Source organism: uncultured Algimonas sp., from assembly GCF_947498175.1.
In the GTDB taxonomy this organism is placed as follows: domain Bacteria; phylum Pseudomonadota; class Alphaproteobacteria; order Caulobacterales; family Maricaulaceae; genus Litorimonas.
This window is the reverse complement of record NZ_CANMJB010000008.1, coordinates 51,978-76,399: the sequence shown is the minus strand read 5'-3', so window position 1 is coordinate 76,399 and position 24,422 is coordinate 51,978. Positions and strand designations below refer to the sequence as shown.

General features: G+C 56.7%; 18 protein-coding genes. 10 read left to right on the top strand and 8 right to left on the bottom strand.

Annotated elements, in window-relative coordinates; all coding sequences use genetic code 11:
- Nucleotides 1-205 precede the first annotated feature (205 nt).
- On the bottom strand, nucleotides 206-3,157 hold the full coding sequence (locus Q0718_RS11410) for a TonB-dependent receptor (protein ID WP_298917917.1): 2,952 nt from the start codon (nucleotides 3,155-3,157) through the stop codon (nucleotides 206-208).
- Between the two features lie 352 nt (nucleotides 3,158-3,509).
- On the opposite strand from Q0718_RS11410, the gene Q0718_RS11405 reads away from it, so the two are divergent.
- The 3 genes from Q0718_RS11405 to Q0718_RS11395 all read left to right on the top strand — a co-directional run bounded on the left by Q0718_RS11405 (nucleotide 3,510) and on the right by Q0718_RS11395 (nucleotide 7,114).
- Entirely contained in the window at nucleotides 3,510-4,460 is a 951-nt protein-coding gene (locus Q0718_RS11405) for an N-acetylmuramoyl-L-alanine amidase (RefSeq protein WP_298917915.1), read from the top strand.
- Nucleotides 4,461-4,535: 75 nt separating this feature from the next.
- Nucleotides 4,536-5,699, top strand: a complete 1,164-nt coding sequence (locus Q0718_RS11400; RefSeq protein ID WP_298917912.1) for a DUF819 family protein — start codon at nucleotides 4,536-4,538, stop codon at nucleotides 5,697-5,699.
- Nucleotides 5,696-7,114 (top strand): SH3 domain-containing protein, encoded by a 1,419-nt coding sequence (locus Q0718_RS11395; RefSeq protein ID WP_298917908.1) that lies wholly within the window; start codon nucleotides 5,696-5,698, stop codon nucleotides 7,112-7,114. Before Q0718_RS11400 ends, Q0718_RS11395 begins: the two co-directional genes overlap by 4 nt.
- A 26-nt stretch (nucleotides 7,115-7,140) precedes the next feature.
- Here Q0718_RS11395 and Q0718_RS11390 read toward each other — a convergent pair whose 3' ends face one another.
- Complete coding sequence (locus Q0718_RS11390) at nucleotides 7,141-8,637, bottom strand: serine hydrolase (protein ID WP_298917905.1); 1,497 nt, start codon at nucleotides 8,635-8,637, stop codon at nucleotides 7,141-7,143.
- A 122-nt stretch (nucleotides 8,638-8,759) separates the two neighbouring features.
- Nucleotides 8,760-10,319, bottom strand: a complete 1,560-nt coding sequence (locus tag Q0718_RS11385; protein WP_298917903.1) for a sodium:solute symporter — start codon at nucleotides 10,317-10,319, stop codon at nucleotides 8,760-8,762.
- 143 nt (nucleotides 10,320-10,462) lie between these two features.
- Between Q0718_RS11385 and Q0718_RS11380 the strand changes: the two genes are divergently transcribed.
- The gene (locus Q0718_RS11380; protein ID WP_298917900.1) at nucleotides 10,463-12,028 is read left to right on the top strand and encodes a tetratricopeptide repeat-containing sulfotransferase family protein; all 1,566 of its coding nucleotides are present in this window, start codon (nucleotides 10,463-10,465) and stop codon (nucleotides 12,026-12,028) included.
- Nucleotides 12,029-12,034: 6 nt separating this feature from the next.
- Here the strand turns inward: Q0718_RS11380 and Q0718_RS11375 are convergent, their stop codons facing one another.
- Both Q0718_RS11375 and Q0718_RS11370 read right to left on the bottom strand, forming a co-directional pair.
- The gene (locus Q0718_RS11375) at nucleotides 12,035-13,384 is read right to left on the bottom strand and encodes a serine hydrolase domain-containing protein (protein WP_298917897.1); all 1,350 of its coding nucleotides are present in this window, start codon (nucleotides 13,382-13,384) and stop codon (nucleotides 12,035-12,037) included.
- A gap of 210 nt (nucleotides 13,385-13,594) precedes the next feature.
- Complete coding sequence (locus Q0718_RS11370; RefSeq protein ID WP_298917894.1) at nucleotides 13,595-14,554, bottom strand: P1 family peptidase; 960 nt, start codon at nucleotides 14,552-14,554, stop codon at nucleotides 13,595-13,597.
- A 409-nt stretch (nucleotides 14,555-14,963) separates the two neighbouring features.
- Between Q0718_RS11370 and greA the strand changes: the two genes are divergently transcribed.
- The 5 genes from greA (at nucleotide 14,964) to Q0718_RS11345 (ending at nucleotide 21,711) form a co-directional block, all read left to right on the top strand.
- Nucleotides 14,964-15,446 carry a transcription elongation factor GreA gene (greA, locus tag Q0718_RS11365; protein ID WP_298917968.1) on the top strand — a complete coding sequence of 161 codons (483 nt, stop codon included), beginning with the start codon at nucleotides 14,964-14,966 and terminating at the stop codon, nucleotides 15,444-15,446.
- A gap of 11 nt (nucleotides 15,447-15,457) precedes the next feature.
- Nucleotides 15,458-16,408, top strand: a complete 951-nt coding sequence (locus tag Q0718_RS11360; protein WP_298917891.1) for a mitochondrial fission ELM1 family protein — start codon at nucleotides 15,458-15,460, stop codon at nucleotides 16,406-16,408.
- Nucleotides 16,409-16,553: 145 nt separating this feature from the next.
- A complete protein-coding gene (trxB, locus tag Q0718_RS11355; RefSeq protein ID WP_298917888.1) occupies nucleotides 16,554-17,609 on the top strand; it encodes a thioredoxin-disulfide reductase in 1,056 nt (351 codons plus the stop codon).
- Between the two features lie 49 nt (nucleotides 17,610-17,658).
- Nucleotides 17,659-18,570 carry a LysR family transcriptional regulator gene (locus tag Q0718_RS11350; protein ID WP_298917883.1) on the top strand — a complete coding sequence of 304 codons (912 nt, stop codon included), beginning with the start codon at nucleotides 17,659-17,661 and terminating at the stop codon, nucleotides 18,568-18,570.
- A 291-nt stretch (nucleotides 18,571-18,861) separates the two neighbouring features.
- On the top strand, nucleotides 18,862-21,711 hold the full coding sequence (locus Q0718_RS11345) for a response regulator (RefSeq protein WP_298917880.1): 2,850 nt from the start codon (nucleotides 18,862-18,864) through the stop codon (nucleotides 21,709-21,711).
- Nucleotides 21,712-21,761: 50 nt separating this feature from the next.
- On the opposite strand, the gene Q0718_RS11340 is transcribed toward Q0718_RS11345, so the two are convergent.
- On the bottom strand, nucleotides 21,762-22,136 hold the full coding sequence (locus Q0718_RS11340) for a hypothetical protein (RefSeq protein WP_298917878.1): 375 nt from the start codon (nucleotides 22,134-22,136) through the stop codon (nucleotides 21,762-21,764).
- Nucleotides 22,137-22,265: 129 nt separating this feature from the next.
- On the opposite strand from Q0718_RS11340, the gene Q0718_RS11335 reads away from it, so the two are divergent.
- Nucleotides 22,266-22,616, top strand: coding sequence for a metalloregulator ArsR/SmtB family transcription factor (locus Q0718_RS11335; RefSeq protein ID WP_298917875.1), 351 nt, complete (start codon nucleotides 22,266-22,268; stop codon nucleotides 22,614-22,616).
- Nucleotides 22,617-22,667: 51 nt separating this feature from the next.
- Here Q0718_RS11335 and Q0718_RS11330 read toward each other — a convergent pair whose 3' ends face one another.
- Both Q0718_RS11330 and Q0718_RS11325 read right to left on the bottom strand, forming a co-directional pair.
- Nucleotides 22,668-23,606 carry an FAD-binding protein gene (locus Q0718_RS11330; protein ID WP_298917873.1) on the bottom strand — a complete coding sequence of 313 codons (939 nt, stop codon included), beginning with the start codon at nucleotides 23,604-23,606 and terminating at the stop codon, nucleotides 22,668-22,670.
- A complete protein-coding gene (locus Q0718_RS11325; protein WP_298917870.1) occupies nucleotides 23,606-24,355 on the bottom strand; it encodes an electron transfer flavoprotein subunit beta/FixA family protein in 750 nt (249 codons plus the stop codon). The genes Q0718_RS11330 and Q0718_RS11325 overlap by 1 nt, the downstream gene beginning before the upstream one ends.
- Nucleotides 24,356-24,422 lie beyond the last annotated feature (67 nt).

Here is a 24,422-nt window from a genome sequence, read left to right as displayed (position 1 = left end):
GCCTATGAACATGACATTGCGGAAGTCGGCTTGTCGCTGGAACAAGTAGCACTATTTGCGTTGGCTTCGGAATTGCCGCGATCGGAAGACGGGGCACGCTCTATCTCATATATTCCCAGCCCATACCGTTTCATAGCACGACCATGATAAGCAAAGCCTCGGCCCGTTTCCGGGCCGGCGATATGAGGTCACGATGTAGTCTGGTCTAGAATTTGGCTTTTACGCCCAATTGCAGTCGTCGTGGCCTGAACTGTCTCAGCGGTTCTCCGAAATTGGGCGCGTTGAAACGGGGCTGAATGTTGTATCCCGTCTGGCTGTTGAAGATATTGAAGAGATCGGCGCGAAGTTGCACCGAATAGTCCCCAAACACGCGGATGTTTTGGGTGTAGTTCAAGTCAGCTTGGAAGTGACTGTCGCTGCGGTTCGATCCTGCGGGTTCGCTGAAACGGATCGTCGTGCTCTGGCTGCGTGTGAGCGCGCTATAAGGACGAAAGTCCCAGGTTTCCCAAGGCTGGCCTGACTGGAATACGGCAAAGCCGCCGACACTCGCATCCCATGGCAGATTATAGACGCCGTAAACCTTGAATTGATGTGGACGGTCGCCTGCGAGCGTCCCCTCCTTCAAGTCCCATAATTGACGACCAGGGCCATCGGCAAGATTGGACGATCCGATGAATATGTTCTGGTCATTATTGCCGCTTGTATTGTCTTGGTCGAAATTTCCCCGATATCTGGACCAGACATAGGAGCCGGTCAGCGAGAAATCGTCGCCTGTATATGAGCCTTCCAGTCCAACTTCGTAATATTTGGTGAAGGAATTGTCCAAGGTCGCGACGACGTAGGATGACCCGCTGCTGACCCCGTTGCCGATTTGAAGGCGTTGTTCGTCCAAATTCGGTATGTATAGTCCAAGCGCCTGGATGTCGGCTGGGGCATTCGCAATCAGGCGAGCGTCATTATTGGTATCTTCCCAGAAATTCCCGGCTTCACGATGGCGTGCATGAAGACGGATGTTCAGATTGTCGGTGAACTGCTTGTTCACCCCCACAAGATATTCGTTGATATAACGTGGATCCATGTCGGGCACGAACAGCTTGCCGGATGAACTGCCCACATCTTCGGTGTTCAAGAAGTTGCCGTTGGCATCGTAGTTGAAATCTGTGCGCTTGCTCAGGACCCTGCGGTCCCAGGATGCGGCACGCGCCAAGGACGATGCAGAGGGGTTGTAGCGTGCATAATTGGCGTAAAGCTCGACTGTGTCGGAAAAGTCGTAATTCACTCCCAAACGCGGCTGGATCATCTTGCCCCAGTCGGTCGTATACATTTTGTACTTTGTGCCTGGAGAGAGAACAAAGCCAGACAACGTGCTGGAGTCATTGGCCAAGCCTTGGCCATAGAGAATGTCCTTGCTGATCAATGCGCCGACATTGATCGTCCATCGGCCCGTCTCGATCGTGTCGTTGATCTCGAAGCTTTGCAGGATCGAAGACGATGTGAGCGTCTGACCCGCACCGCCCGGCGCAGGCTGTGTCAATCTTGCCTGATAGAATATCGGAGTGCCGTCCGCCGTCGTCGTCGTTCCGCCTGGAACGCTGATGAAGCCGAACCCGTTGGAAGATCGCTCCAAGACTTCTTTGATTTCCATATGCTGATAGCCGATATGGATCTCGTGGTTCATTCCTCCGATCGAGAAGTTTCTGCTATAGCTTGCTTCGAAACTTGTGCGGAAGAAGTCAATGTCATCGATTGTCGTTGCTCCACCCAGCCCGCTTCCTGCCACGCCATATTGCGTAATGACTGGTTGCGCGAAGGCGTTAAACGCTAAGTCTTCAGCTGTCGTCCCGTCGCGCAATGTCGGAACCCTGAAAAAACCGAGCGTATTTAAAGCATTGATATCCAATGCTTGGCCTTCGACAGGAGTAACGCTGAAAATCGTATCCGGCCGACTGGATGTCTTGAGCGCATAATCGTTGAAGCGGAAGTTGAACGCACTTTCATTATCGATGATCCAGGAGACTTCGGCGATCGCGATATCCTGAGACGACGTGGCCCCTTCCGATGTCGTCGGGGAATCAAACGCGCCGATACTAGCATTAATGTCTTCCCGGTCTGATGTCCGATAGCTTGCATCGAGTGTCAGGTTGGATATGGGGGCGAAAGTCAACTTGCCGAAGTATTCGTCGCGGGTGCTTTCGAAATCCGGCACATCGCCCAACGCATTGCTCGCGCTCACACGATTGATGGTAGGACGAAAATAAGAGCCGTAGAAATACAATTTCTCCTTCAGGACCGGCCCGCCAATATTAGCGGTGATCCAGCTTCTGTCTTCATCGAAGTCACTATTCGTAACGTTCTTGCGCTGCGATGTCATGCCGGCCGTCTGGACCTGATAGCCGACTTCGCCCTTGAATTCATCCGTGCCGCGCTTGGAGATCGTGTTGATCTTAAAGCCGCCCGCACGGTTAAACCCTTTTGCTGTCGCCCCACCGCGAACGATCGTGACCTGATCGATGTCGTGCGTGGAGGGCTCCGCCGAAAGATTGCCGAACAAAGGGAGAGACACGTCAACGCCGTCGAATTGATAGACATTGTCCTGACCACTGCCGCCCGCACTTGGACCGCGGATCTCGTCTTCGCTATATTGGACGCCAGGGATCAGCTTTTGAAGGTCTCGATATTGCTGACCGACCGGTACGCCGGTGATGATGTCGTTAGTGATCGAATTCTTCAGGGAGCCACTACCTGTTTCTAACTCAATTCTCTGTCCGACGACAATGATCTCGTCCCCGCCTCCCAAGACGATATCCAGATCCCTTCTTTGCTGAAGCAGAACCGAGGCTGAGCGCCGTGTAATCGAACCGTTAGGGTCGATGAATGTGAATTCATATTCGCCGGGAGGCAGAAGCGGCAGTTGGTAGCGCCCGTTATCATCCGTCACGGCCGTCCGTATGCCTGGAAGAACGGGGCTTCGAGCTTCGATCGTTACGCCAGGAACGACGAGTCCACCATCTTCGGTCACGATGCCCGTTACGGAACCGGACTGCTGGGCATAAGCAGTCGAGCCCATAGCACTCACTGTCGTGGCGACGATCAAGCTCGTCAAAATCCGGTTGTACTTGTAGAACGATTTAAGTGATGTGCGCGCGCTTTTCGACATTCAACAATCTCCCCTGTCGCCGCATACGGTAAACATGCGAATACAACTTGATTGATAATGTCATGATTCCATGTAAGTCAAATACCAATTAGGCAGATTTTGTCGATTATAGATGAAAATCATTCATGAGCGCAACCTTAGACAATGCCACTTAGCTACCAGTTATTACTTTTCATTCGCTCTGGTCTTATATACTCTCATCCAAGGCGAGTTTTGCGATGATAGCGCTTATACTTGCTCGGAAGATGGAGTTTCACAAATGTCGAACTGCGATACGCTTAGATATAAGGGATTTCTTCGGATAGTCTTTGTAAGCTTGCTTTTGGCTCCGTTACTGACAGCTTGCAATACGATGAAGATCGTACCGTCCGAAAATTTCAACGAGCGAAAAGATGACATCAGCATATTGGTCATTCACCATACGACGTCCAATTTCGAAGATTCCTTGCATGTTCTGACCAAGCCTTCGTCGAATCCCGTCAGCTCTCATTATCTGCTGCCCGATCCCAGTGACGAGACCTATCCGGAAGAGGCGTTGCATGTCTATCGGCTCGTGCCAGAGGACAAACGCGCCTGGCATGCCGGGCGAAGCTACTGGGCCGGCAAGGAAGCGCTTAACGACAGTTCGATTGGAATCGAAGTCGTCAACCAAACCTATTGCGTAAAACCCGACACACAGCCTGCAACGCGTTTAGTGCCGACACAGCCCGTGACGCCCGACATGCCTTATGCAGCATCAGATCAGACCGAGATGGCCGAGCCAGCCATCATTCCGCCCGTGAAGCGATTCTGTTTCTATCCGGATTTCCCGGAGACGCAGATTGCGGCCTTGGTCGAACTGATTGATGATATCCTGTCTCGCAACCCGCAAATCACAGCGACGAATATTGTCGCTCATTCAGATATCGCTCCGGACCGGAAGGTCGACCCAGGCCCGCGCTTTCCATGGCAACGTCTTTACAAATTGGGTTACGGTGCTTGGTTCGACGATGCGACAGCCGTTAAATACTGGAACCACTTTGTGAACGACCCTGTTCCCATGGTTTATGTTCAAAAAGCGCTGGGTGCCTATGGTTACAAGGTCGAGGAAACTGGTGTGATGGACGATCAGACGCAAGACGTATTGCAAGCCTTCCAGCTTCACTTCCGGCCGTCAGAATTGACGGGGCAGCCATCCATCGAAACGGTGGCAATCCTTTATGCATTGGTCGAGAAATACCGGACCGAGAGGCTCGATGACTTGCTGGATTATCCGACATCGCCTCTCATGGAGGCGCATCGTAACCACACTATCATACCATAAGCCCCACTGGAGCAAAGTGACGGACGAGACGAAATCGCTGGCAATTCTGGGCTCTAGCGAAAAATGGGCTCGACCATGATTACATCCGGCTTCAGCTACCTTGCCATTTTGTTCCTGATCAGCGGTATGATCGCAGCGCTGGAAGGATTTGGGAAGTACCGTTTCTTCAGCATATTGCCTGGCATCGTCATTCTCTATTTCGTGGTTATGCTGCTTTCGACCTTCGGGCTTTGGAGCAAGACGGATAGCGTCAACACCGCCTATAGTGCGATCAAAGGCAATCTCTTGCCGGCCATGATCTTCCTCTTGCTGCTTAATGGTGACATCCGTCAGATCATGGGGCTCGGACCCAAAATGATCCTGGCTTTCGTGACGGCGAGCGTCAGCATCGGTCTGGGGTTCGTCGTGGCTTTCCTGATCTTCGGACCCGGGCTGCCGGAAACGGCCTGGATGACTTTTGCAGCCCTCAGCGGTAGCTGGATGGGCGGCACGGCCAACATGGTCGCCATCCAGGGGGCGCTGAGCATTCCGGACTCCAGCATGGGCTACACACTCCTTATGGATTCGATCAACTATGCCGTCTGGGTCATGTTGTTGCTCGCTTTCGTTCCTCTTTCGCCGAAGTTCAATGCGTGGACGAAGGGCAATACGGATCTTATCGACAGGATCAGTGCGAAGTTGGATGCCACTCCGAAAACCCGCGGCAAAGAGATCGATGCCGCCTCGCTGGCATTTCTGATCGGAGCGGGCCTCGCTGCATCGGCCTTGGCGCAGTCTCTTGCCGCATTCCTTCCAGTCTCCGATTTTCTGTCGGGAACTACATGGACCGTCCTGATCGTGACCATCATGGGGATCATCGGCGCGATGACACGGCTGGAACGTATTGCCGGATCCGCCGAATTGGGGAATGTCTTGCTCTACGGGATCGTGGCGCTGATCGCCTCGCGCGCCAACTTTGCTGAATTGACTCAAGCCCCTCTGTTCATCCTGGCCGGTTTCGTCATTCTGGGGGTGCATGGTCTGATCATGGTGGTCGTGGCTAAGATCTTCCGATTGGATCTGTTTTCCTGCGGTGTTGCGTCCTTAGCCAATATTGGCGGTGTGGCGTCCGCACCAATCCTTGCAGCGGCCTATTCCCGCGCCCTGATACCGGTCGGTGTTCTGATGGCCATGCTTGGATATGTTATCGGCACGGGCGGAGGACTGCTGGTTGGTAAGATCCTGTCCCTGCTCGTGTGAGGCCAACGATGAAACTACGACATTTACCGATCTATATAGGGGCTGTGACAATCGTGGGGTGCGCCAGCACGTGGACGACACCGGAGGGTGATATGAGCTTCGAAGATGGTTTTGTCTCCAATGTGATTGGCGTTCGCGAAAAGCACCTGTCGCCGAGCTATTGGATGCAACCGGGTGGCGACGCCGTCATCATGACGCAGACCGAGATCGAGGCGTTCAACCGCAAAAACGTAGCCGGCGAAGCGACGTTGAACGATGTCCGGGCGATACCGGACCGTTTGTCGCGTGCGGACCTGACCGAACATCTCCGCTCGATCAGTCGCATACCACGCTATCCGCGCATCTATACGGACGGCACGAGTGTGACGGACGCCGATTTTGCCCGCTATGAAGACGCGTTGAATCTGGGGGCAATACAGAATGACAACCCGGTACGCTTCGCCTTGGCCGTGACGCGGACGTCACTCCGGACCTATCCTACAGACGATTTGCTGTTCAGCCACGATGCGACCGACCGCGATATTGAACGTTTCCAGGAGTCCATCCTGTTCCCCGGCGATCCCGTTGCAGTCCTGCATGAAAGCGCCGACGGGCAATGGGCGCTCGTGCAATCCTACAACTATACGGCCTGGGTACGGCTATCGGACATCGCTATTGCCGCGCGCGGTCCTGTCTTCGACTATGTGGATGCGAAAGGTTTTCTGCTGATCACGGGCGACAAGGTGTCGACTGTCTACAATCCCGAGATCGCCGCCGTTTCGGAACTGTCCCTCGACATGGGAGTTCGCGTTCCCCTGTCTCGCCCGGAATCGCTGCAGGACAATCTGTACGGCCAAAACCCCTATCTGCATCACATGGTCCTGTTGCCGATACGCGAGACCGATGGATCGCTGGGCTTTAAACATGCACTCATCCAGCGCAAGGCGGACGTTCATGTCGGGTATCTGCCTTACACGCAGAACAACATCATTCGGCAAGGCTTCAAGTTTCTGGGCGAGCGTTATGGTTGGGGGCACCGTTTCAACGGGCGCGACTGCACGGGCTTCGTGCTGGAGATCTACAAGACGTTCGGAATTACCCTGCCCCGCAATTCCGGCGACCAGCGTGACAGCGAGATCGGAGTGAATCAGCGCTACACGGCGAATGAGGCCGAGGCCGCAAAACTCCGCCGACTGGAACAAGCGATGCCGGGCGACCTGGTTTATATTCCCGGACATGTGCTGATGATTTTAGGTCAATCGGACGGGGAACCCTTCGCCATTCACGACGTACACGGAATGCGGTACCGTCGTGCCGACGGCACAATTTATTCGGGAACATTGAACGGCGTGTCTGTCACGCCCATTCTGCCGCTCGAATTCAATGCGACCGATTCTTATGTTGATCGTATTCTTTCGATCAAGACAGTGCGGTGAGGTTCGCTCCCAGAATAAAGGGCCGTTCAATCCTCGATGCGAGTAAAGGCTAGATCGCGGAAATTGAAACTCCAATCCCCGTTGGGATCGACATGAGCCATGGTCGCGCCAGAAATTTCGCCGTCGAAATCCGTGTCAAACCGCATATAGGCATCGGCGCGAAACTCCGGATCGTCCCACTCCACGATGAATGTGTTCATATCAAACGGGCTTAGTGTACCGGCCATCCTGACCATCTTGCGCGATTGGAACCGCAATCCTCTCCCGGTCTGGCGGATATCGACTTTGCCGAACCAAGGGTCCTCGTAGAGACCGGCATAGTCGGCGAGCGGTCGGTCGACCGTACCGGAGCCTGCCGCATTGTCATTGACCGCATCGGGCGCAATATCATTTTGCGTCCGCCAGAGGGCCTGGGCCTCGGCCAAGCGGCTGACCCAATCCACTGAAGGCTCTCCCATATACGCCTTCAGCACAGTCTGCATCAGAGAGGATCGGGCTCCGGAATTGGATCCGTTATTCAAGATGACGACGCCCAGCTCTAGTTCCGGCACTAGTGCAACATAGGCCTGATAGCCAGACAAGGTGCCTGTATGCGATACCAATTCGTAGCCATGCATGTCTTCCTTGCGCCAGCCCAGCGCATAGGTCTTGAAATGGGTACCGTCGCGTTCTCGCTCTGTCTGGCCGACGCGCAGAATCGTCTGCGATGTCCACATTTCGTCGCGTTGCTCTTCGCTGAAGATACGCGTGCCGTTGGGTCCGAGGCCACCCGAGAGTTGCGTCAGCATCCAGATGTTCATACCCTCGACATTGCAGACCAGACCCCCAGCCGCGGCCGATATATTGGACGTGTTCTCGATCCGGTTCCGGGTCACTTCCACCGTAGCATCGTCGATGAAGGCATAGGGGATCGCCGTCCGGTCGTGCAAATCGGCCGGCACGTCCCCAGCGAAACAGCCCATGCCGAGCGGGTCGAGAATGCGGGACTGGACCAATGCTTCCCACGACATATCGGCGGCCGCCGCCGCGACCTCACCGGCGACAATATAGAGCAGATTGTCATAAGCATATTGGCTGCGGAAACTGCTGACCGGTTTTAGATAACGCAGATTGTGGATCAATTCCTTGCGGGAAAACCCCGACGGTTCCGGCCACAGCATCAGGTCTCCCGCACCAAGACCGAGGCCGCTGCGATGGGTCAACAGATCGCGTATGGTGAATTCACGCGTGACCCAAGGGTCGGACATGCGGAAGTCCGGCAGATAGTCGATCACCTTGTCGTCCCAGTCCAGAACGCTGTCATCGACCAACACGGCGAGCGCGGCGGCGGTGAAGGCCTTCGTCGTGGAGGCGACCCGGAACAGGGTCCGATCAGTGACAGCATTCCCGCTGACGATATTGCTTCGACCAACCCCGCCTGAAAAGCGGACGCTGCCTTTGTGGACGATGCCGATGGCCATGCCAGGTGTGTCGAAGGCCGCCAGCGCGTCTTTAGCAATCGATTCTATCTGCGCCGGACCCATGTGAGGCGTGGCTGTTTCGATTTGCGGAACAGCAAAGGTCTGCGCAGCAGCGAACCGATCAGGTGCCAAAGCCACGAGCCCAAACAGAGTCATGCAGATCAAACGCGATGTGAATAATGGTCTCATTCTGTGGCTCTCCGGGTCAATTGATTATCGTTCCCAGCCAGACACACCAAAAAGGCGACAGCCGTTCCGATGCACAGCTTCCAGGAGAAGGCCAGGCTTTTCCAGCTCTCCGGCAGGCCGAGCACATCGACGATATAGGCTTGCTGCAACAGCGTCACGACAAAGCCTATGGCGAGGGCAAGCATTACGGATGTGGGAGAACCGCGGTGCGTGAACACGACGGTGAAATACACACCCAAAAGTCCCGAATAGGAAAACACCATGACGGACAAGGCAAAATCCAGAAGCGGCGTATCAGAATATCTTTGCCAGTAGAAACACAGCACCGCCATTAGGAATAAGGCCAGCCCGACCAGCCCCATCGATATCTGACCGGCCCTAACGAACTGCTTGTCCGATACCTGGCCCGTGGCTTCCCGCCATGGCCGATAGAAATCCTCGACAATGACGGACGACATGGAGTTCAGGCCGGAATTGATGGTCGAAATGGCCGCAGCCATTACTCCCACGGTGATCAGTCCGCGCATTCCAGCAGGAAGTTCGCTCAGAATATAGTGCATGAAAATGGTGATCCGCTCGCCGGCGAATTCCGTGCGGGCTGCGTTTCCCACACCCATAAGGTCGGGGCGGTCATAGAAAATGTAGAGCAACGAACCGATAGAAATGAAGATCCAGATGACGGGAACGGCTACGACCGCCGAGATCAACAGAGCACGCGCGCCTTCCTTGGCATTTTTGCAGGTCAAAACCCGTTGCGTCATGTCCTGATCGAGACCGAAGCTGCCGATGCCAAGGAGTGTCAGGCCCGTAATGACGGAAATCATCGCGAAGGGTGCGGAAAAATCCAGACTGAAGTCGAAGAGCTTGAGTTTGTTCTGCCCATTCGGTGTCTGACGAAGCGCGTCAGATATCTGGGTCGTATCGGCCGGGATGGAAACCCAGAGAATATATAGAACGCAGAGGGCGGCAATGGTGTAGATCAGAAACTGGATCAGATCGCTCCAGATCACCGAGTTAATCCCGCCCAGAAAGGTAATGAGGAAACTTAGCGCCATCATCAGGAAGGCCGCGATAATGATGCTGCTCGCCTCAATATTGGAAAACAGGATCATTGACACGGCGATCGCGGCGAGGAACAGTCTCGACCCGCTCGCGAAGACACGCCCGACAAGGTACATACCGCCAGCGGCGCGCATGGTCGCCGGATTGAAGCGGATGGACAGCAGCTCATAGACGGTCGTGACGCGGTGTTCGTAGAATTTTGGAATGAAGATCCGGGCCACAATCAGAGCCGCGATCAGCGTACCGATATTGGTCGACAGATAGGTGAAGTCGTTGCGGTAACCTTGGTCCGGGCCGCCGAGAAACGTCGCCGCCGACTGGGATGTGGCAAGGACCGAGATCGCCACGACCCAATAAGGCATCGCCGTTTTGCCGAGGAAATAATCCCGGGAGTTTTCGGCCTTTCTGCGGGAGAACATCCAGCCCATTCCGAACAGCAAGGCAGCGTATGCGACGATGACCAACCAGTCCAGAAACTCGAAGCTTTCAGCCATAATACCCCTTTCCCGCTCTATTACCGGAGAGTGCAGGTCTTGGGAACGGTTTTGCAAGGAATTCCCTCGCTTGGGAGAGTTTGTCTGCCCGGCCTGCGTCCGATGTGTTAAGCAGTGCAAACACTTTTCACGAGCTGCGCCCGATGACCGATCTCACTTTCGATACCGGCATGAAGCTATTGGTTTCCAACCAGCATCAAGCGCTCTACGCCCGGTCGGTCGACGCATTGAGGCAGAATGAAAGAAATCCGCTCGCTTTCTTTTTTCTCGGTCAGTTGGCATCCGTGACCGGACAAGACGAAAAGGCGCTCGAGCTTTTTGCGAAGGCGACGGAACACGCTCCGGACAATGTGCGGTTCCAAGCCTATCATGCCAAGGCGCTTATGACGGCAGGCCAGAAGGCGGCGGCAGAATCCCGCGCCGATATCGCGGTCGGCATCGGGACTGTCGATGCTTTTCTGCTCGATTTGATTGGGTCGGTCTACAGCCGCGCAGGGCGGCACGACCTGGCCTTTCCTCTGTTCGAGAGCGCCGTGGAACACGACCCGCATTGGGCAGGGTTCCATTTCAATCTCGCGGTTTCGGCGCAGTTCCTCGGACGTTTCGATCAGGCGGCGTCAGCCTACGAGAAAGCGGTTTCGCTAAACCCGAAGTTTTGCGAAGGCTGGTATGCGCTCGTCGGTTTGCGCACCCAGACAGCGGATGATCATAAGCTCGACACGTTGGTATCGCTTTTCGAAACCAGCGCGGCAGACGCCGACAGCCGCCTTCTACTAGGCCATGCTATCGCCAAAACGCTCGAAGATCTGGGTCAATACGAAGAAAGCTTCGACTGGCTCGAAAAGGCCAAGACGGTCAAACGCAGACAGATCGCCCATGATCGCGAGGCCCGAGACCGGATTTTCGAGGCGTCATGCCGTGTCCCTTTCAAGCCTGTTGCAATACCCAAATCGCAGGACACGAATATAGTGCCGGTCTTCGTCATGGGTCTGCCGCGCACCGGAACAACCTTGGTCGACCGTATCCTGTCCTCGCATCCAGACGTGGTTTCAATAGGAGAAATGAATATCGTTCCGGATGCGATAAGCCAGGCGATGCAAGCGGGCGGCATGCTGCCCACGCGCGAGACGCTCTTCCGGGCCTCGATGCCGCATCTTGATCAGGCAGCGGACTATATCATGACGCAACGGCACGACCGGGCGGCGGCCCGGACCCATGTCATTGACAAGACCCCGCATAATTTCCTGTATGCCGGTCTGATTCACCGCATGCTTCCGCAGGCTCGCATCATCGTTCTTCGTCGAAACGCCATGGATAGTTGCCTGTCCAATTATCGTCAGCTTTTCGCCTTGAATAATCGCGATCACGATTATGCCTATGATCTTGAGGATTTGGCGCAGTATTATCGTCAGTTCGACCGGTTGATGACGCATTGGCGCAGCAACCTACCCACAAATCGTTTCCTGGAAATCAACTACGAGGATATTGTATTTAATCAAGAAGAGCAGACTCGCCGCCTACTCGCCTTTTGCGATCTGTCATGGAATGCAACTTGCCTGCGCTTCCACGAAAACACGGCGCCTGTCGATAGTGCCAGTTCGGTGCAGGTGCGTCGTCCCTTGAACGCCGACGGGATCGGTCGTTGGAAGAAGTACGGTGCCAAGCTTGATCGTTTGCGGGCCGCTTTAGATATGAACGACAGGGCATGAGCCTCTTCAGTTCAGCCCTAAGGCAGGCATGGCCCTGTTGAGCAATATCCGGCTCTCGGCTGCAATCGCAGGCGGGCCGACATGCTGCGGACGTGGCGGCTGGGGCGTGGCGGTCACGGCGTGAACGATCTGCGCGTCGATCTGTGGTAGATGCCACATGCCGCCATACATGCCGTAAGCCTCCCCGTGATGGCCGACCATCAGCTGCCCCGGAATGGGCGATAGGTCTGGCGGATAGACATAAAGGCCAGGCCCAAAGCTGACGAAGTGACCGTTATCTGCCGCGCCGTTGTGTCCATCGTAGATCCAATCGGCTTGGTGTAACTCAGGGTGGTTGGCGAGCGATTCGGCGATGACCAGGAGGTCTTCAAGACTGGCGCGGAGACCGCCTTGCGGAGAGAGCAAGGTGCCATTCGTGCCAGGCTTGTAACCGCTCAGTGTGAAGTCGGGGTCGTCGCCATAGAGAACGGGCCCGCTATCGTTCAACGTCTTTGGGCCGTCGGTCTGGATTGTCATCGCCCCGTCCACCTCGCGGTAAAGCGTCGCGCCTTTGCGGCGCTTTGCTTGGCTCACACCTGCCCAGTTGAAACCGGCGTCCAGACCCAGAGGCGCCAGGACGTAGCGCTTAGTCAGAACGTCAAAACGCTCACCCGTCTCGACTTCCATCACCGTCGCAGCGATGCCGTAATTGATATTGGCATATTCGAAACTCTCCCCTGGCTTTCCGCCCTTGAACATATCGGGCGAGAGCAGCTCGCGAATGTCGCCGGACGGTTCCGTCCAATAGACCTCCGGGTCGGAAATGCCCGACCGGTGCGACAGGACCTTGCGCAGTGTGACGGGCACATCCGGATGATCCGGATGTCTGAGCGGCAAGCCTATGGCTCGGCCGATATCATCGTCGAGATCGAGTTGGCCTGTATCGTGAAGGGCATGGGCCGTGAGCAGTGCCGTCACCTTGGAAATGGATGCGACGCGAAAGGGAGAATTTGCGGTAAAGGGACGTTTGGGGGCGTTCTCACTCGCATCAAGACCTCCGGCGAACCCGCCGACGCGTTCGAGGACGCGCTTGCCGTTCCTGACGGCAATGATGCCATAACCACCTAGCGGGTCCAGACCCGGAATGTCGTCGACGGTCTTGGAGAATGCCGTGCCCCGAGTGGTACAGGCAGACAGACTCGATGCCCCAAAGGACCCACCTAAGGCAGATACCAACAAAAACAGTTTCCTGCGGCGTGTCATCATCATGACGGCAGTTAAACGCCGTAATGTATGAATAGCAAGATTCAAAAATTGTGTTCGTTGCGACGGCAGTAATCGTGATGTCGGTCTTAACGATGTCAGCATGACGATCATAGCATTTAACGATGTATTGCCATATCTTGGCTAACCGGGCGTGCGCTTGATGTAAGTGCTCCGGCAATCGAGTGATTTACAAGACGTTGTGCGTGCTTTTGTTTGCCTTGTAATGGAAGTGAAACCAGAACCCTTATCTTTCAGAGCCTTGTAGTTCCGGTTGGCACTTTTGTGAAATCAATCATCAGCAAACTTCAGCGTTGGGGAATGCTATCCGGCGGCGAGCACGCCTCTCGTCAGGGCACGGGCGACTGTTCGGGCTGCAGCAGCGCCGAGGAGGGAGAGAGTAGCGGGGGTTTCGATTTCCTTCACCTCAAGCGAAAGGGCGAAAAGAGTGTCGCCGTCCAAGGGCGTGTGCGAAGGCTGGACGGATAGGGCCAAGCCGTCTTGAGCCATGATTGCCAAGCGTTTCAGATCGGATGGTGACAGAGCCGCATCGGTGGCGACAACGCCGATGACGGTATTTCGGCCGGCTTGGGCGAAGCGCGCGAGCTTCGTGTCTTGCGGAGGCGTCCATTGGTAATCGTCCGGTGGGCGGATCCCGCCGAACTCATTATCGCACTCGTAGATCCAGGCATGCGGGACACGTGTCCCCGGTAGGAAGGGCGAGCCGACAGGATTGGCTGCAATCATTGCACAGACGGTCACCTGTCCGACCGTTTCCGATGCGATTCCAAAACCACCTCTGTAGATACCGGCCGTCGCACCGTAACCAGCACCGACCGACCCCTCTCCTGTCATGCGCGATGCGGTATCCAGCGCGTCATGGCCAAGCGCGCGAAAAGGAGGTGCGGCACCCCAGTCTTTGTCGCCGCCATTGGCATTATCGAACAAAATGGCAGCGGGCACGATCGGCGAGACAGGCACGGGCGGCGGCCCGGCTACGAAGCCGATGCCCCGTGCACCGAGATCGCGACAGACGGCATCGGCGGCCGCCAAGCCGTATACGGATCCGCCCGCAAGAACGATGGCATGAACCCTTTCGATCAGTCCGCCCAAGGCGAGCGTATCGGTCTCGCGCGTGCCAGGGCCTCCGCCGCGAATATCGACCGCACAGACAGCCGGCCGATCCGGAACGACGACCGTGACGCCCGTTCGAACGACAGGGTCATGGGCATGCCCAATCCGCAATCCGCTCAACGGAAGTTCGATATGCGCAGACGGATCCATACCCTTGTCCGTAAGCGATGACTGGCGGTGTCGCAACGCGCTGCAAACCTTGACTCTTCGTGACGGAATTTACAGAGACGGCGCGTTCGTTTCTTTTTCTCGTCTCCTTTCGAAGAATGGACCGGACATGAAGCGGCGGGATGGCACTCCCACCGCTTCACACCGAAAACCGCCCTTCAATTCAGGCCGCAACACGCCGCCATTGCTGGCTTCGCGCTAGTGCGAAACGGCATAACCATGATCCTTCCGGACAGCTTGATAGCGCACTGGTTCATCGAACGGTGATCTGCGCATAAGACGGTTTCCTGCCCGTAATCTCTTGATCACACCTGCAAAGCCTCTAAATGTTCTTCGCTTATGTGCGGCGCCGTCCTGCGTCGCGACCACTTTTCGTCTGCGAGACAGATTTATGCAGAAATTCCCAATGACTCCGGATGGGCATGCTGCGCTCCAAACGGAGCTCAAGCATCTCAAGACAGTTGAGCGGCCTGATATCATTCAGGCCATTTCCGTGGCCCGTGACCATGGCGACCTGTCCGAGAATGCGGAATATCACGCGGCAAAGGAAAAGCAGGGTTTTATCGAAGGGCGCATACAGGAACTGGAATCCAAGCTGTCCTTGGCCCAGATCATCGATACGTCCGGCTTGAGCGGCGACAAGGTTACCTTCGGGGCGCGCGTCAAAATCGTCAACGAAGACACGGATGAGGAAGCGTCCTACCGGATCGTGGGCGAAGACGAAGCCGATGTGAAAGACGGCAAGATTTCGAATACCAGCCCGATCGCGCGCGCCATGATGGGCAAGGAAGTCGGAGACGTCTTCGAAGTCGTTGCGCCGGGCGGTGCCAAAGGATACGAAATCCTGGATATCGGCTATCCGGAAGCGGGCTGAGAGTTCGACGTGTGAAACTCCTCGTCGCCTCGGACGGTCGGCGCGGGATCGAGAATCAGGCGCTCGGCTTGGCCGAAGCAATCTGCCGTCAGGTCGGAACGGATTGCCGGATCGCCACACACATCCTCGCGTCCGGACCGGCTTTCGCAGCCTTGCCACCATGGATTCAGTTGGCGGTAAAACGTGATTTCGGTCTGCCACCAGCCGACATAATAATCGGATGCGGCCGTCAGGCCATCGCCGCTCTATTGTCGGTGCGCCGCAAGGGGCGATGCGATTTTACGGTCTATGTCCAGGATCCGCGCACCGAGCCGTCGCGTTTCGATCTTGTCGTCGCGCCGAAGCATGACGGCCTGTCGGGACCATCCGTCGAAACGATGATCGGGTCGCCGAATCGGGTTACACGCGACCTCATAATCGCGGAGACGCTGGCTCATGCCGACCGTCTTTCGACCTTGCCCATGCCGCGCGCCATGATTGCGATCGGCGGCCCAAGCCATACCCATGATATGGACGCTGCAACGACAGACGCGCATCTGAAAGCCGCCAGGAACTTAGCGGATGGCGGCTACAGTCTGCTCATCACCACATCCCGGCGCACACCGGACCTTGTGCAGGACCAATGGCGGGCCTTCGCCAACGGCCGGCCTAATGATGTTTGGCTGCACACACCAGACGCTGCTGGACACAATCCCTATTTCGCCTTTCTCGGCGGGGCGAAAATTATCCTAGTCTCGGAGGACAGCACGAATATGCTGACCGAAGCCTGCACGACAGGCAAGCCCGTCTATCGTTTGCCCATGCAGGGCGATCCGGGGAAGTTCGCCGATCTATATGAGGTGCTTCGACATCGCTGCGGCGTCAGACGGTGGGACGGCCGCATCGATGATCCAGATTATGCGCCGCTGGACGAGACAGCCCGCATTGCGGACCGCGTTCTGGAACGGTATCGCAATCGATGATCCTTCCTGCCGATGGTTACTGTGGTCCATACGGCACCGCCGCTCGCACCATCGCCAGCCAGCCGTTCACAGAATTGAGACCCTCCCGCGCTTGCGGCGGATGGCCCCGCGCCCTACCTCTGCCGTTCAAATGAAAGGTTTTTCAATGAGCGACAGCGTTCATCATCCCGTCCTGGTCATTGGATCCGGACCTGCCGGTTACACGGCCGCCGTCTACGCGGCCCGGGCGCTTCTGAAGCCGGCCATCGTTGCGGGCCTACAGCCGGGCGGACAGCTGACGATCACGACGGATGTCGAGAACTATCCCGGATTTCCCGACATCATGGGGCCCGAACTGATGGAAAAGTTCAAGGAGCATGCCTTGAAGTTCGGCACGGAGTTCTACGAAGACATGATCGTCGATGTCGATTTTTCCGGCCACCCCTTCAAGGCGGTCGGCGACAGCGGCAAGGTCTATACGGCGGATGCGGTCATCATCGCCACTGGTGCCCAAGCCAAATGGCTCGGCCTGCCGAGCGAAGAGACGTTTGGCGGCTTCGGCGTATCGGCCTGCGCAACTTGCGACGGTTTTTTCTATCGCGGCAAGGAGGTCGTAGTGGTGGGCGGCGGCAATACGGCTGTGGAAGAAGCGCTTTACCTTTCCGGTCTGGCCAGCAAGGTTACGCTGATCCATCGCCGGGACAGCCTGCGCGCCGAGAAAATCCTGCAAGAGCGGTTGTTCGCCAAAGATAATGTCGAAATCCTCTGGGACCACACGATGGAGGAAATTGTCGGCGATCTGAAACCCATGCCGAGCGTGACGGGCGCGCGCATCCGGCATGCCCAGACCGGCGAGGAACGCATTTTGCCGGCCCACGGCGTCTTCATCGCCATAGGCCACAAACCTGCCACGGAAATCTTCCAAGGCCATGTGGAAATGAACGACGGCGGATACATCATTAGCGCGCCCGACAGTACGCGCACTAATGTGCCGGGCGTTTTCGCAGCCGGCGACGTATCGGACGAGACCTATCGGCAAGCCGTGACGGCTGCCGGCCTGGGCTGCATGGCCGCGCTCGAGGCAGAACGCTGGCTTGCCGCCAAGGACGCGATGGGCGCAAAGGATGCAGCTGACAATATCGGCGAAGAGCTCGTGGACGACATCGCCGCACGCAAGGAAGAGCTGGAGACGCTCAGCGACGCGGTCCAAGCAGCGGAGTAACCGATCACCTCGAGGCCGCTCGCTGCCGGAGAACGGACAGGACCACATCATGCCGGAAACGATCGACTGGGACAAACTCAAGACTTTCCATGCCGCGGCGAGGACTGGTTCGTTGACCCGTGCGGCGCAGGATCTCGGCATTTCGCAATCGGCCGTGTCGCGGCAGATCGCAGCCTTGGAAGACAGGATGAGCTTGCCGCTGTTCCACCGCCACGCGCGCGGTCTGACACTGACGGAAGAAGGAACGGTCCTGTTCAAGACAACGACCGAAGTCCACGGCCAGATCGCCAAGAGTCTCGCAAACGTCCAGAATGTGCGGCAGCTGCCACAAGGCGTCCTGCGCGTCAGTTCGCCCATATCGCTCGGGTCCAACTGGCTGACGACCGTCCTGCCGGAATTCATGAAAGCCTATCCGGAAATCGAGATCCAGCTGATCCTCGAAGACAGCGAGCATGACCTAATGGCTTTCGACGTGGATTGCGCGCTTCGGCCGTGGCCTTCCACCCAAGGCGACCTGATCGAACGCAAGCTTGGTCAGATCACGCAATCTCTTTATGCATCGCCCGGATACCTGGCGGAGTTCGGCGCGCCTTTATCCGCACCCGATCTCGACACACATAAAATCGTGGCTTTTGGCGAATTGTTGCCGGCAAAGCTGCAAAGCTCCAACTGGGCTTTATCGGTGGGTCGCGAGGACGGGGAAGGCCCGCGCAAACCGATCATGAGCATCAACAATCTGCACGGCATCATGCGGGCAGCGGAAGCCGGTATCGGATTGGCCGGTCTCCCGGATTACATGATCGCATCCAGCCGCCGTCTGGTGCGGATCCTGCCCGAAGTGCGCGGCGAAAGCTTCGATCTGTATTTTGTCTATCCTTCAGAACTTCGTGGATCCGCCAAGGCCAAGGTGTTCCGGGAATTTCTGCAACGCGTCGCGCGGACATCGCCCTCGATCGATTGACCCAGCAGTCACTGCTCTGCCTCTGCATGCGTAACTGCATGGCTCTTTTGCGCTCCTATCGGTTCTACCGGTCGGCCGGAATGCCTAAATGAAGCTCGACACACAGCGACGTCCTCCCCTTCTGCCGCTGCTGTGTTTTAATACCGCAAGTCACTCTCCCCGACTGGATTGCGAAGACTCAAGCCGGACCTTGCTGTTGCAAGCGTCCGGCTTTTTTTTGCAAAATTATTAACGTCTCTGCGTCACTAGGCCGACTCGAAACGATATTTCCGTCGTCCGGGCGAGGGCATAATGAACGATACGGCAAAAGGGGCTTTCAACGATCCCAGCCACCCTAACCACTCGGCGATCGTCGAGCCGGGCAAGGAGGCCGAGTTCCTGGACATGCTGTTGAAGCACCTGGATGTCGGTGTCGCGATCCTGGACCAAGACATGCGCTATCGCATGATGTCCAGTGCCACCCTCTACAAGATGGGCATGAAGCATGGCGACATCGAACTTGGCGACCCTCTGACCAAAATGCACGAATTGATGACCCGCAACGGTTATCTCACGCCAGAAATCATGGAGCGGAATCGGTTATCCGAAGCCGAACACCGGACGAATATCGAAGAAGGAAAGGACATCACGACGCGGCTGATCCAGCTCGGAGACGGTTCGACGCAGCGGTTCTGCCGCCAGGTGCTCGACAACGGCTATACGATATCGGTCTCATCGGATGTCAGCGAACTGGTCGAAAAAGACGAAATGCTGGACGCCGCCTTGCAACTCGGCCGGTCCGGATATTGGTTCTTCGATCTGGACACGAAAAAGTACGAATTCTCGAAGTCCATGATCCAGTACTATTCACGCGAGAAGATCGACGTCATCCAGGAAAAGGGCTTGGCGATCGTGGCCCATCCCGACGACCGGGACATCATGACCCGGGCGCTGCGGGACATGAACAAGAATGGCGGCCGTTTCGAATTCGAAATCCGCACGATCACTGGCAGAGGCAATATGCGCTGGAGCCGTACGCTCGGCGAGCTGGTCAGGGACTCGCAAGGCCGCCCGCAGAGGATCCGCGCCTTCGTCACGGATACGGAACGAGAACATCGCCAGAAAGCGACGATCGAGGCGGCTAAGGATCAAGCGATACAAGCCAGCAAGGCCAAGTCGGAATTTTTGGCCAATATGAGCCACGAGATCCGGACGCCCATGAACGGCATTCTCGGCATGGCCGAATTGCTCGCGCTTTCGGGCATCGACGAACGTCAGCGCGAGTATGTCAACGTCATCACCAGTTCCGCCAGTGCCTTGCTGTGCATAATCAATGACATTCTCGACTTCTCGAAGATCGAGGCCGGGGCACTGGAGCTCGACCCGATGCCGTTCGATCTCAAATCGTCCGTCAATGACGTCATGGCCTTGTTGGTGGCGAACGCGCAGGACAAGGGTCTGGAGCTGATCATAAACTACCCTGGTGGCCTGCCCGCGAATTTCATCGGTGATGCCGGACGGATTCGACAAGTTCTGACCAATCTCGTCGGCAATGCGATCAAATTCACGGCCGACGGTTATGTCAAAATCGATGTCAATGTCGCACCGGATCCGGATGATGCGGACCGGCCGGTCGTTACAATCGATGTCACGGATACGGGGATCGGCATCGCGCCGGAAAGCGTCGAATCCATCTTCGACAAGTTCACCCAGGCCGACGGATCGACGACACGCGTCTATGGCGGCACCGGCCTCGGCCTCGCCATCACCAAGCGCATCGTCGAAATGATGAACGGCAAGATTTACCTGACTTCCGAGGTCGGCATGGGTTCGACCTTCGGAGTCAAAATTCCGTTGACGATCGACCATGATGCGCGGGCGGAAACCTACGACATCGCCGCTCTGAACGGCAAGCATGCCTTGATCGTCGACGATATCGACGTCAATTGCCAGATCCTGTCCGACCAGCTCGCCGGCTGGGGCATGACCAGCGACACGGCGAAGAACGGCGTCGAGGCGGCGGAAGCGCTGAAAGCGTCCGCCAGCGACTCAGATGCGAAGCCATACGATGTGATCGTACTGGATTATCTGATGCCTGGCGTGAATGGCCGCGAACTCGCTTCCATGCTGTCCAAACAGTCCACCTTGCCGATCCCGCCGATCGTCATGCTGTCTTCCTGCGACCAATCGGTAACCAGCCAGGAATTGGCCGCGATTGGAATCGAGACCTATCTCGTCAAGCCTGTCCGGGAGCGGCGCCTGTTCGAAACGCTGGGACGGATGCTCGGCAAGCATGAAGCCAGGTCTCAACCTGTTTCGCCCGACCCGGAAACCAGCAACGAGATGCCGGAGCCCGGAGAAGTCGAAGCTTCCGTGCAGACGCTGAACGCGATCCTGGATACACCGTCCGCCCAGACTGAAACCAGTCGGGAAACCTTTTCCGAACCCGTTATGGCTGAGGCCGACCAACCGTCTGACGACGTTTACAGCCCGGTACAGCTTGCCAGCGAACACCCCGAGTCCGGTGCAAGCTCGGTTCCACATGAATCGCCCCGGAACGACACGACGATTTCGGCATCGGAAACGGATGCTTTGCTCGACTCCCTGCTTTCGGACATTTCGATGCCGAAAAACGTATCTGCACCCGCTGAGGACACTCAACAGGAGGACACTCAACACAAAGCCAGAACGGCTCCGGATCCCGAAACTGAAGCAGAGGTCATGACGTCTCGTGTTGTAAAGCCGGACAAACAGGAAATACTCGTTGCGGAAGACTTCCCGCTCAATCGCGACGTCGTCCGGCTGATGCTTGTCGAGACCGCTTTCGACCCGGTTTTCGCCGAAAACGGCAAGATTGCTTTCGACATGTTCATGGAAGACCGCGACCGCTTTCCGCTCATCCTGATGGATGTCTCCATGCCTGTCATGGACGGTTTCGAAGCCACGGGCCGCATCCGGGCTTTCGAAGCGGACAACGACACGGCCAATCCCATCCCCATCATTGCGCTCACAGGGCATGCGTTGAAGAACGATCGTCAGGACTGCTTGGATGCGGGCATGACCTATTACCTGACCAAGCCTGTGAAGCAGACGGAATTACTCGAAGTGCTGGAAAAGTACAGTGGCCGTGCCGTGCAATGTGAAAACAGCCAAGCCGCCTAATCAGAGACCGAATAAGGCCCGCAAATGATCGCAGGCCTCGTATTGTGGCATCACGCCGACTGCGGACCAGCCTTCGCCGCCACCGACTTGATGATCTGTGCATAGCGTTGCAGCAAGAACATCAGAGCAAAATGCATCACACCCAAGACGATGGCAATTAGCCCGATCTTGACGGCCAGAAATTCGATGACTTGCGCCCAATTTATAGGACCCACTCCGGAGATGCGCAACGTATAGGCAACAAAGCCGATATTGATGAGATAGAAGCCGACCAGCAACATGTTGCTGATTGCATCGACGAGATGCGGCGCATCCTCGTAGAGATGGTTCAAGAACACCTTGCCATTGCGGTTGAGCGTCCGACCGACCCAGACCGTCAAGCTCAGAGATATGACGACATAAATCAGATAAGTTATTCCAAGCATATGCTGCTCTTCTTGCTATTTCCGCCATTCCGGCTATATTTAACCAGTTAGCTAAATTCCTCTGACCCTGTTTAAGTATTTAGTCAATAGGTTAAATGGATTTTTGCTCGGTTTTGGATTCTGATGCTCATGGACAAGATTTTCTCAGCTCTCGCCTCCACGCCCCGCCGTCGCATCCTCGCCTATCTTTCAGCGACATCCCTGACGGCGGGCGAGATCGCCGAACGCTTCGACATGTCCAAGCCTGCACTCAGCAAGCATTTGTCGGTGCTGGAGAATGCTGGCCTTGTGACGCGCGAACGCCGAGGGCAATACATCCACTACTCGCTCGTACCCGAAAGCCTGACGAACACGCTGAATGGCTTCGTTCAGGAAGTATGTCCCTTTACTCGCCCGTTGAAAAAAGAAAGCGAAGCGAGAGCGGCGCAACAGCAGGCAGACGATGCGGATTGCATGGAGCCCCCTGTCGAGCCGATATGAAAAAGCCCGCCTTTGGGCGGGCTTACAGGTTTGGTATCGTCGTCGGAACGATCAGTATCCGACCTTTTCAAGCTCGGCTTCCAACTCCGGCAGAGCCTTGAACAAATCCGCCACCAATCCGTAATCCGCGACCTGGAAGATCGGGGCTTCCTCATCCTTGTTGATCGCGGCAATGACTTTGGAGTCCTTCATGCCGGCCAGGTGCTGGATCGCGCCGGATATGCCGACGGCGATATAGAGTTCTGGCGCCACGGCCTTCCCTGTCTGGCCGACTTGGTAGTCATTAGGTACATAGCCCGCATCGACGGCGGCGCGCGAGGCCCCGACGGCGGCGCCGAGCTTGTCGGCAATACTTTCGATCATGGAGAAGTTTTCGCCCGACCCCATGCCGCGCCCACCGGAAATAACGATCTTTGCGCCTGTTAACTCAGGGCGGTCCGATTTCGTCAACTCTTCGGACACGAATTCGGAACCCATGTCGCCGATCTCGGTCGCCTTCGTTTCGACAGAAGCCGAACCGCCTTCGCCCGCCGCGGCAAATGCGGTCGTACGAACCGTGACGACCTTCTTGGGGTCGTCCGACGTGACATAGGCGACGGCGTTGCCGGCATAGATCGGACGTTCGAACGTGCCGTCCTCGATCCCGGTGACGGAGCTGATCTGTTGCGTGTCGAGCTTGGCGGCGACGCGCGGCATGTAGGCTTTATGCGTGGTCGTATCGGGCGCCATGAGCGCGTCGTACCCATCCATGAGGGCGACGAGGGTCGCTTCCATGGCTTCGGGCATCTGCTTGTCCAGAAGGTCGTGTTCGATGTGGATCACGGCGCGGACGCCATCAATCCTGCCGGCGGCTTCGGCAGCAGCGGCAGCGCCCTTGCCCGCCACAAGAATATCGATGTCTCCACCCAGCGCTTTTGCGGCCGTAACGGTCTTGGCGGTCGCGTCGGCCAGCGACGCGTTATTATGTTCTGCAACGACAAGCGTGGCCATTAGAGCACTCCTGCTTCGTTCTTGAGTTTATCGACGAGGGTCGCGACATCGTCGACCTTGATACCGGCTTCGCGGGCTTTGGGTTCCGTCACCTTCACGACCGTCAGGCGCGGCGTCGTATCGACGCCGAAATCGTCTGGCGTCTTGGCTTCGATCGGCTTGCGCTTGGCCTTCATGATGTTGGGTAACGATGCATAGCGCGGCTCGTTGAGCCGCAGATCGGTCGTGACCACGGCTGGAAGCTTCAGGTTCACGGTCTGCAGGCCGCCGTCGATCTCGCGCTTGACCTCGACGCTGCCCTCGCCCGGACTGACCGTATTGGCATATTGACCGATCGGCCAGTCCAGCAGCGCGGCGAGCATGCCGCCGGTCGCACCGTAATCATTGTCGATGGCCTGTTTGCCCATGAGGATCAGCTCGGCGCCTTCGGCTTCGGCCACGCTCTTGAGGATCTTGGCGACCGCGAGCGGCTCCAGATCTTCGTCGGTCGTGACGTGCACGCCGCGGTCCATGCCCATGGCTAGTGCAGTTCGGATGGTCTCCTGCGCCTTGGCCGGTCCGATCGAGACGGCAATGGTTTCCGTCGCGGTACCGCCTTCCTGCAGGCGCACGGCTTCCTCGACGGCAATTTCGTCGAACGGGTTCATGCTCATCTTGACGTTGGAGAGATCGACACCGCTCTGATCGGGTTTGACGCGGGCTTTGACGTTGTAATCAAGCACGCGCTTGACCGGGACGAGAACTTTCATGAGATCTCCATGACGTGGAAGGTGAAGTTGCCGATCATATGCGGAAGGCGCCCGTCGGTTTCAAGCG

Coding starts and splice junctions, on each gene's coding strand:
- Q0718_RS11410 (WP_298917917.1), bottom strand. CDS start 3,157: ATGTCGAAAAGCGCGCGCACATCACTTAAATCGTTCTACAAGTACAAC.
- Q0718_RS11405 (WP_298917915.1), top strand. CDS start 3,510: ATGAAGATCGTACCGTCCGAAAATTTCAACGAGCGAAAAGATGACATC.
- Q0718_RS11400 (WP_298917912.1), top strand. CDS start 4,536: ATGATTACATCCGGCTTCAGCTACCTTGCCATTTTGTTCCTGATCAGC.
- Q0718_RS11390 (WP_298917905.1), bottom strand. CDS start 8,637: ATGGGTCCGGCGCAGATAGAATCGATTGCTAAAGACGCGCTGGCGGCC.
- Q0718_RS11385 (WP_298917903.1), bottom strand. CDS start 10,319: ATGGCTGAAAGCTTCGAGTTTCTGGACTGGTTGGTCATCGTCGCATAC.
- Q0718_RS11380 (WP_298917900.1), top strand. CDS start 10,463: ATGACCGATCTCACTTTCGATACCGGCATGAAGCTATTGGTTTCCAAC.
- Q0718_RS11375 (WP_298917897.1), bottom strand. CDS start 13,384: ATGATCGTCATGCTGACATCGTTAAGACCGACATCACGATTACTGCCG.
- Q0718_RS11370 (WP_298917894.1), bottom strand. CDS start 14,554: ATGGATCCGTCTGCGCATATCGAACTTCCGTTGAGCGGATTGCGGATT.
- greA (WP_298917968.1), top strand. CDS start 14,964: ATGCAGAAATTCCCAATGACTCCGGATGGGCATGCTGCGCTCCAAACG.
- trxB (WP_298917888.1), top strand. CDS start 16,554: ATGAGCGACAGCGTTCATCATCCCGTCCTGGTCATTGGATCCGGACCT.
- Q0718_RS11350 (WP_298917883.1), top strand. CDS start 17,659: ATGCCGGAAACGATCGACTGGGACAAACTCAAGACTTTCCATGCCGCG.
- Q0718_RS11345 (WP_298917880.1), top strand. CDS start 18,862: ATGAACGATACGGCAAAAGGGGCTTTCAACGATCCCAGCCACCCTAAC.
- Q0718_RS11340 (WP_298917878.1), bottom strand. CDS start 22,136: ATGCTTGGAATAACTTATCTGATTTATGTCGTCATATCTCTGAGCTTG.
- Q0718_RS11335 (WP_298917875.1), top strand. CDS start 22,266: ATGGACAAGATTTTCTCAGCTCTCGCCTCCACGCCCCGCCGTCGCATC.
- Q0718_RS11330 (WP_298917873.1), bottom strand. CDS start 23,606: ATGGCCACGCTTGTCGTTGCAGAACATAATAACGCGTCGCTGGCCGAC.
- Q0718_RS11325 (WP_298917870.1), bottom strand. CDS start 24,355: ATGAAAGTTCTCGTCCCGGTCAAGCGCGTGCTTGATTACAACGTCAAA.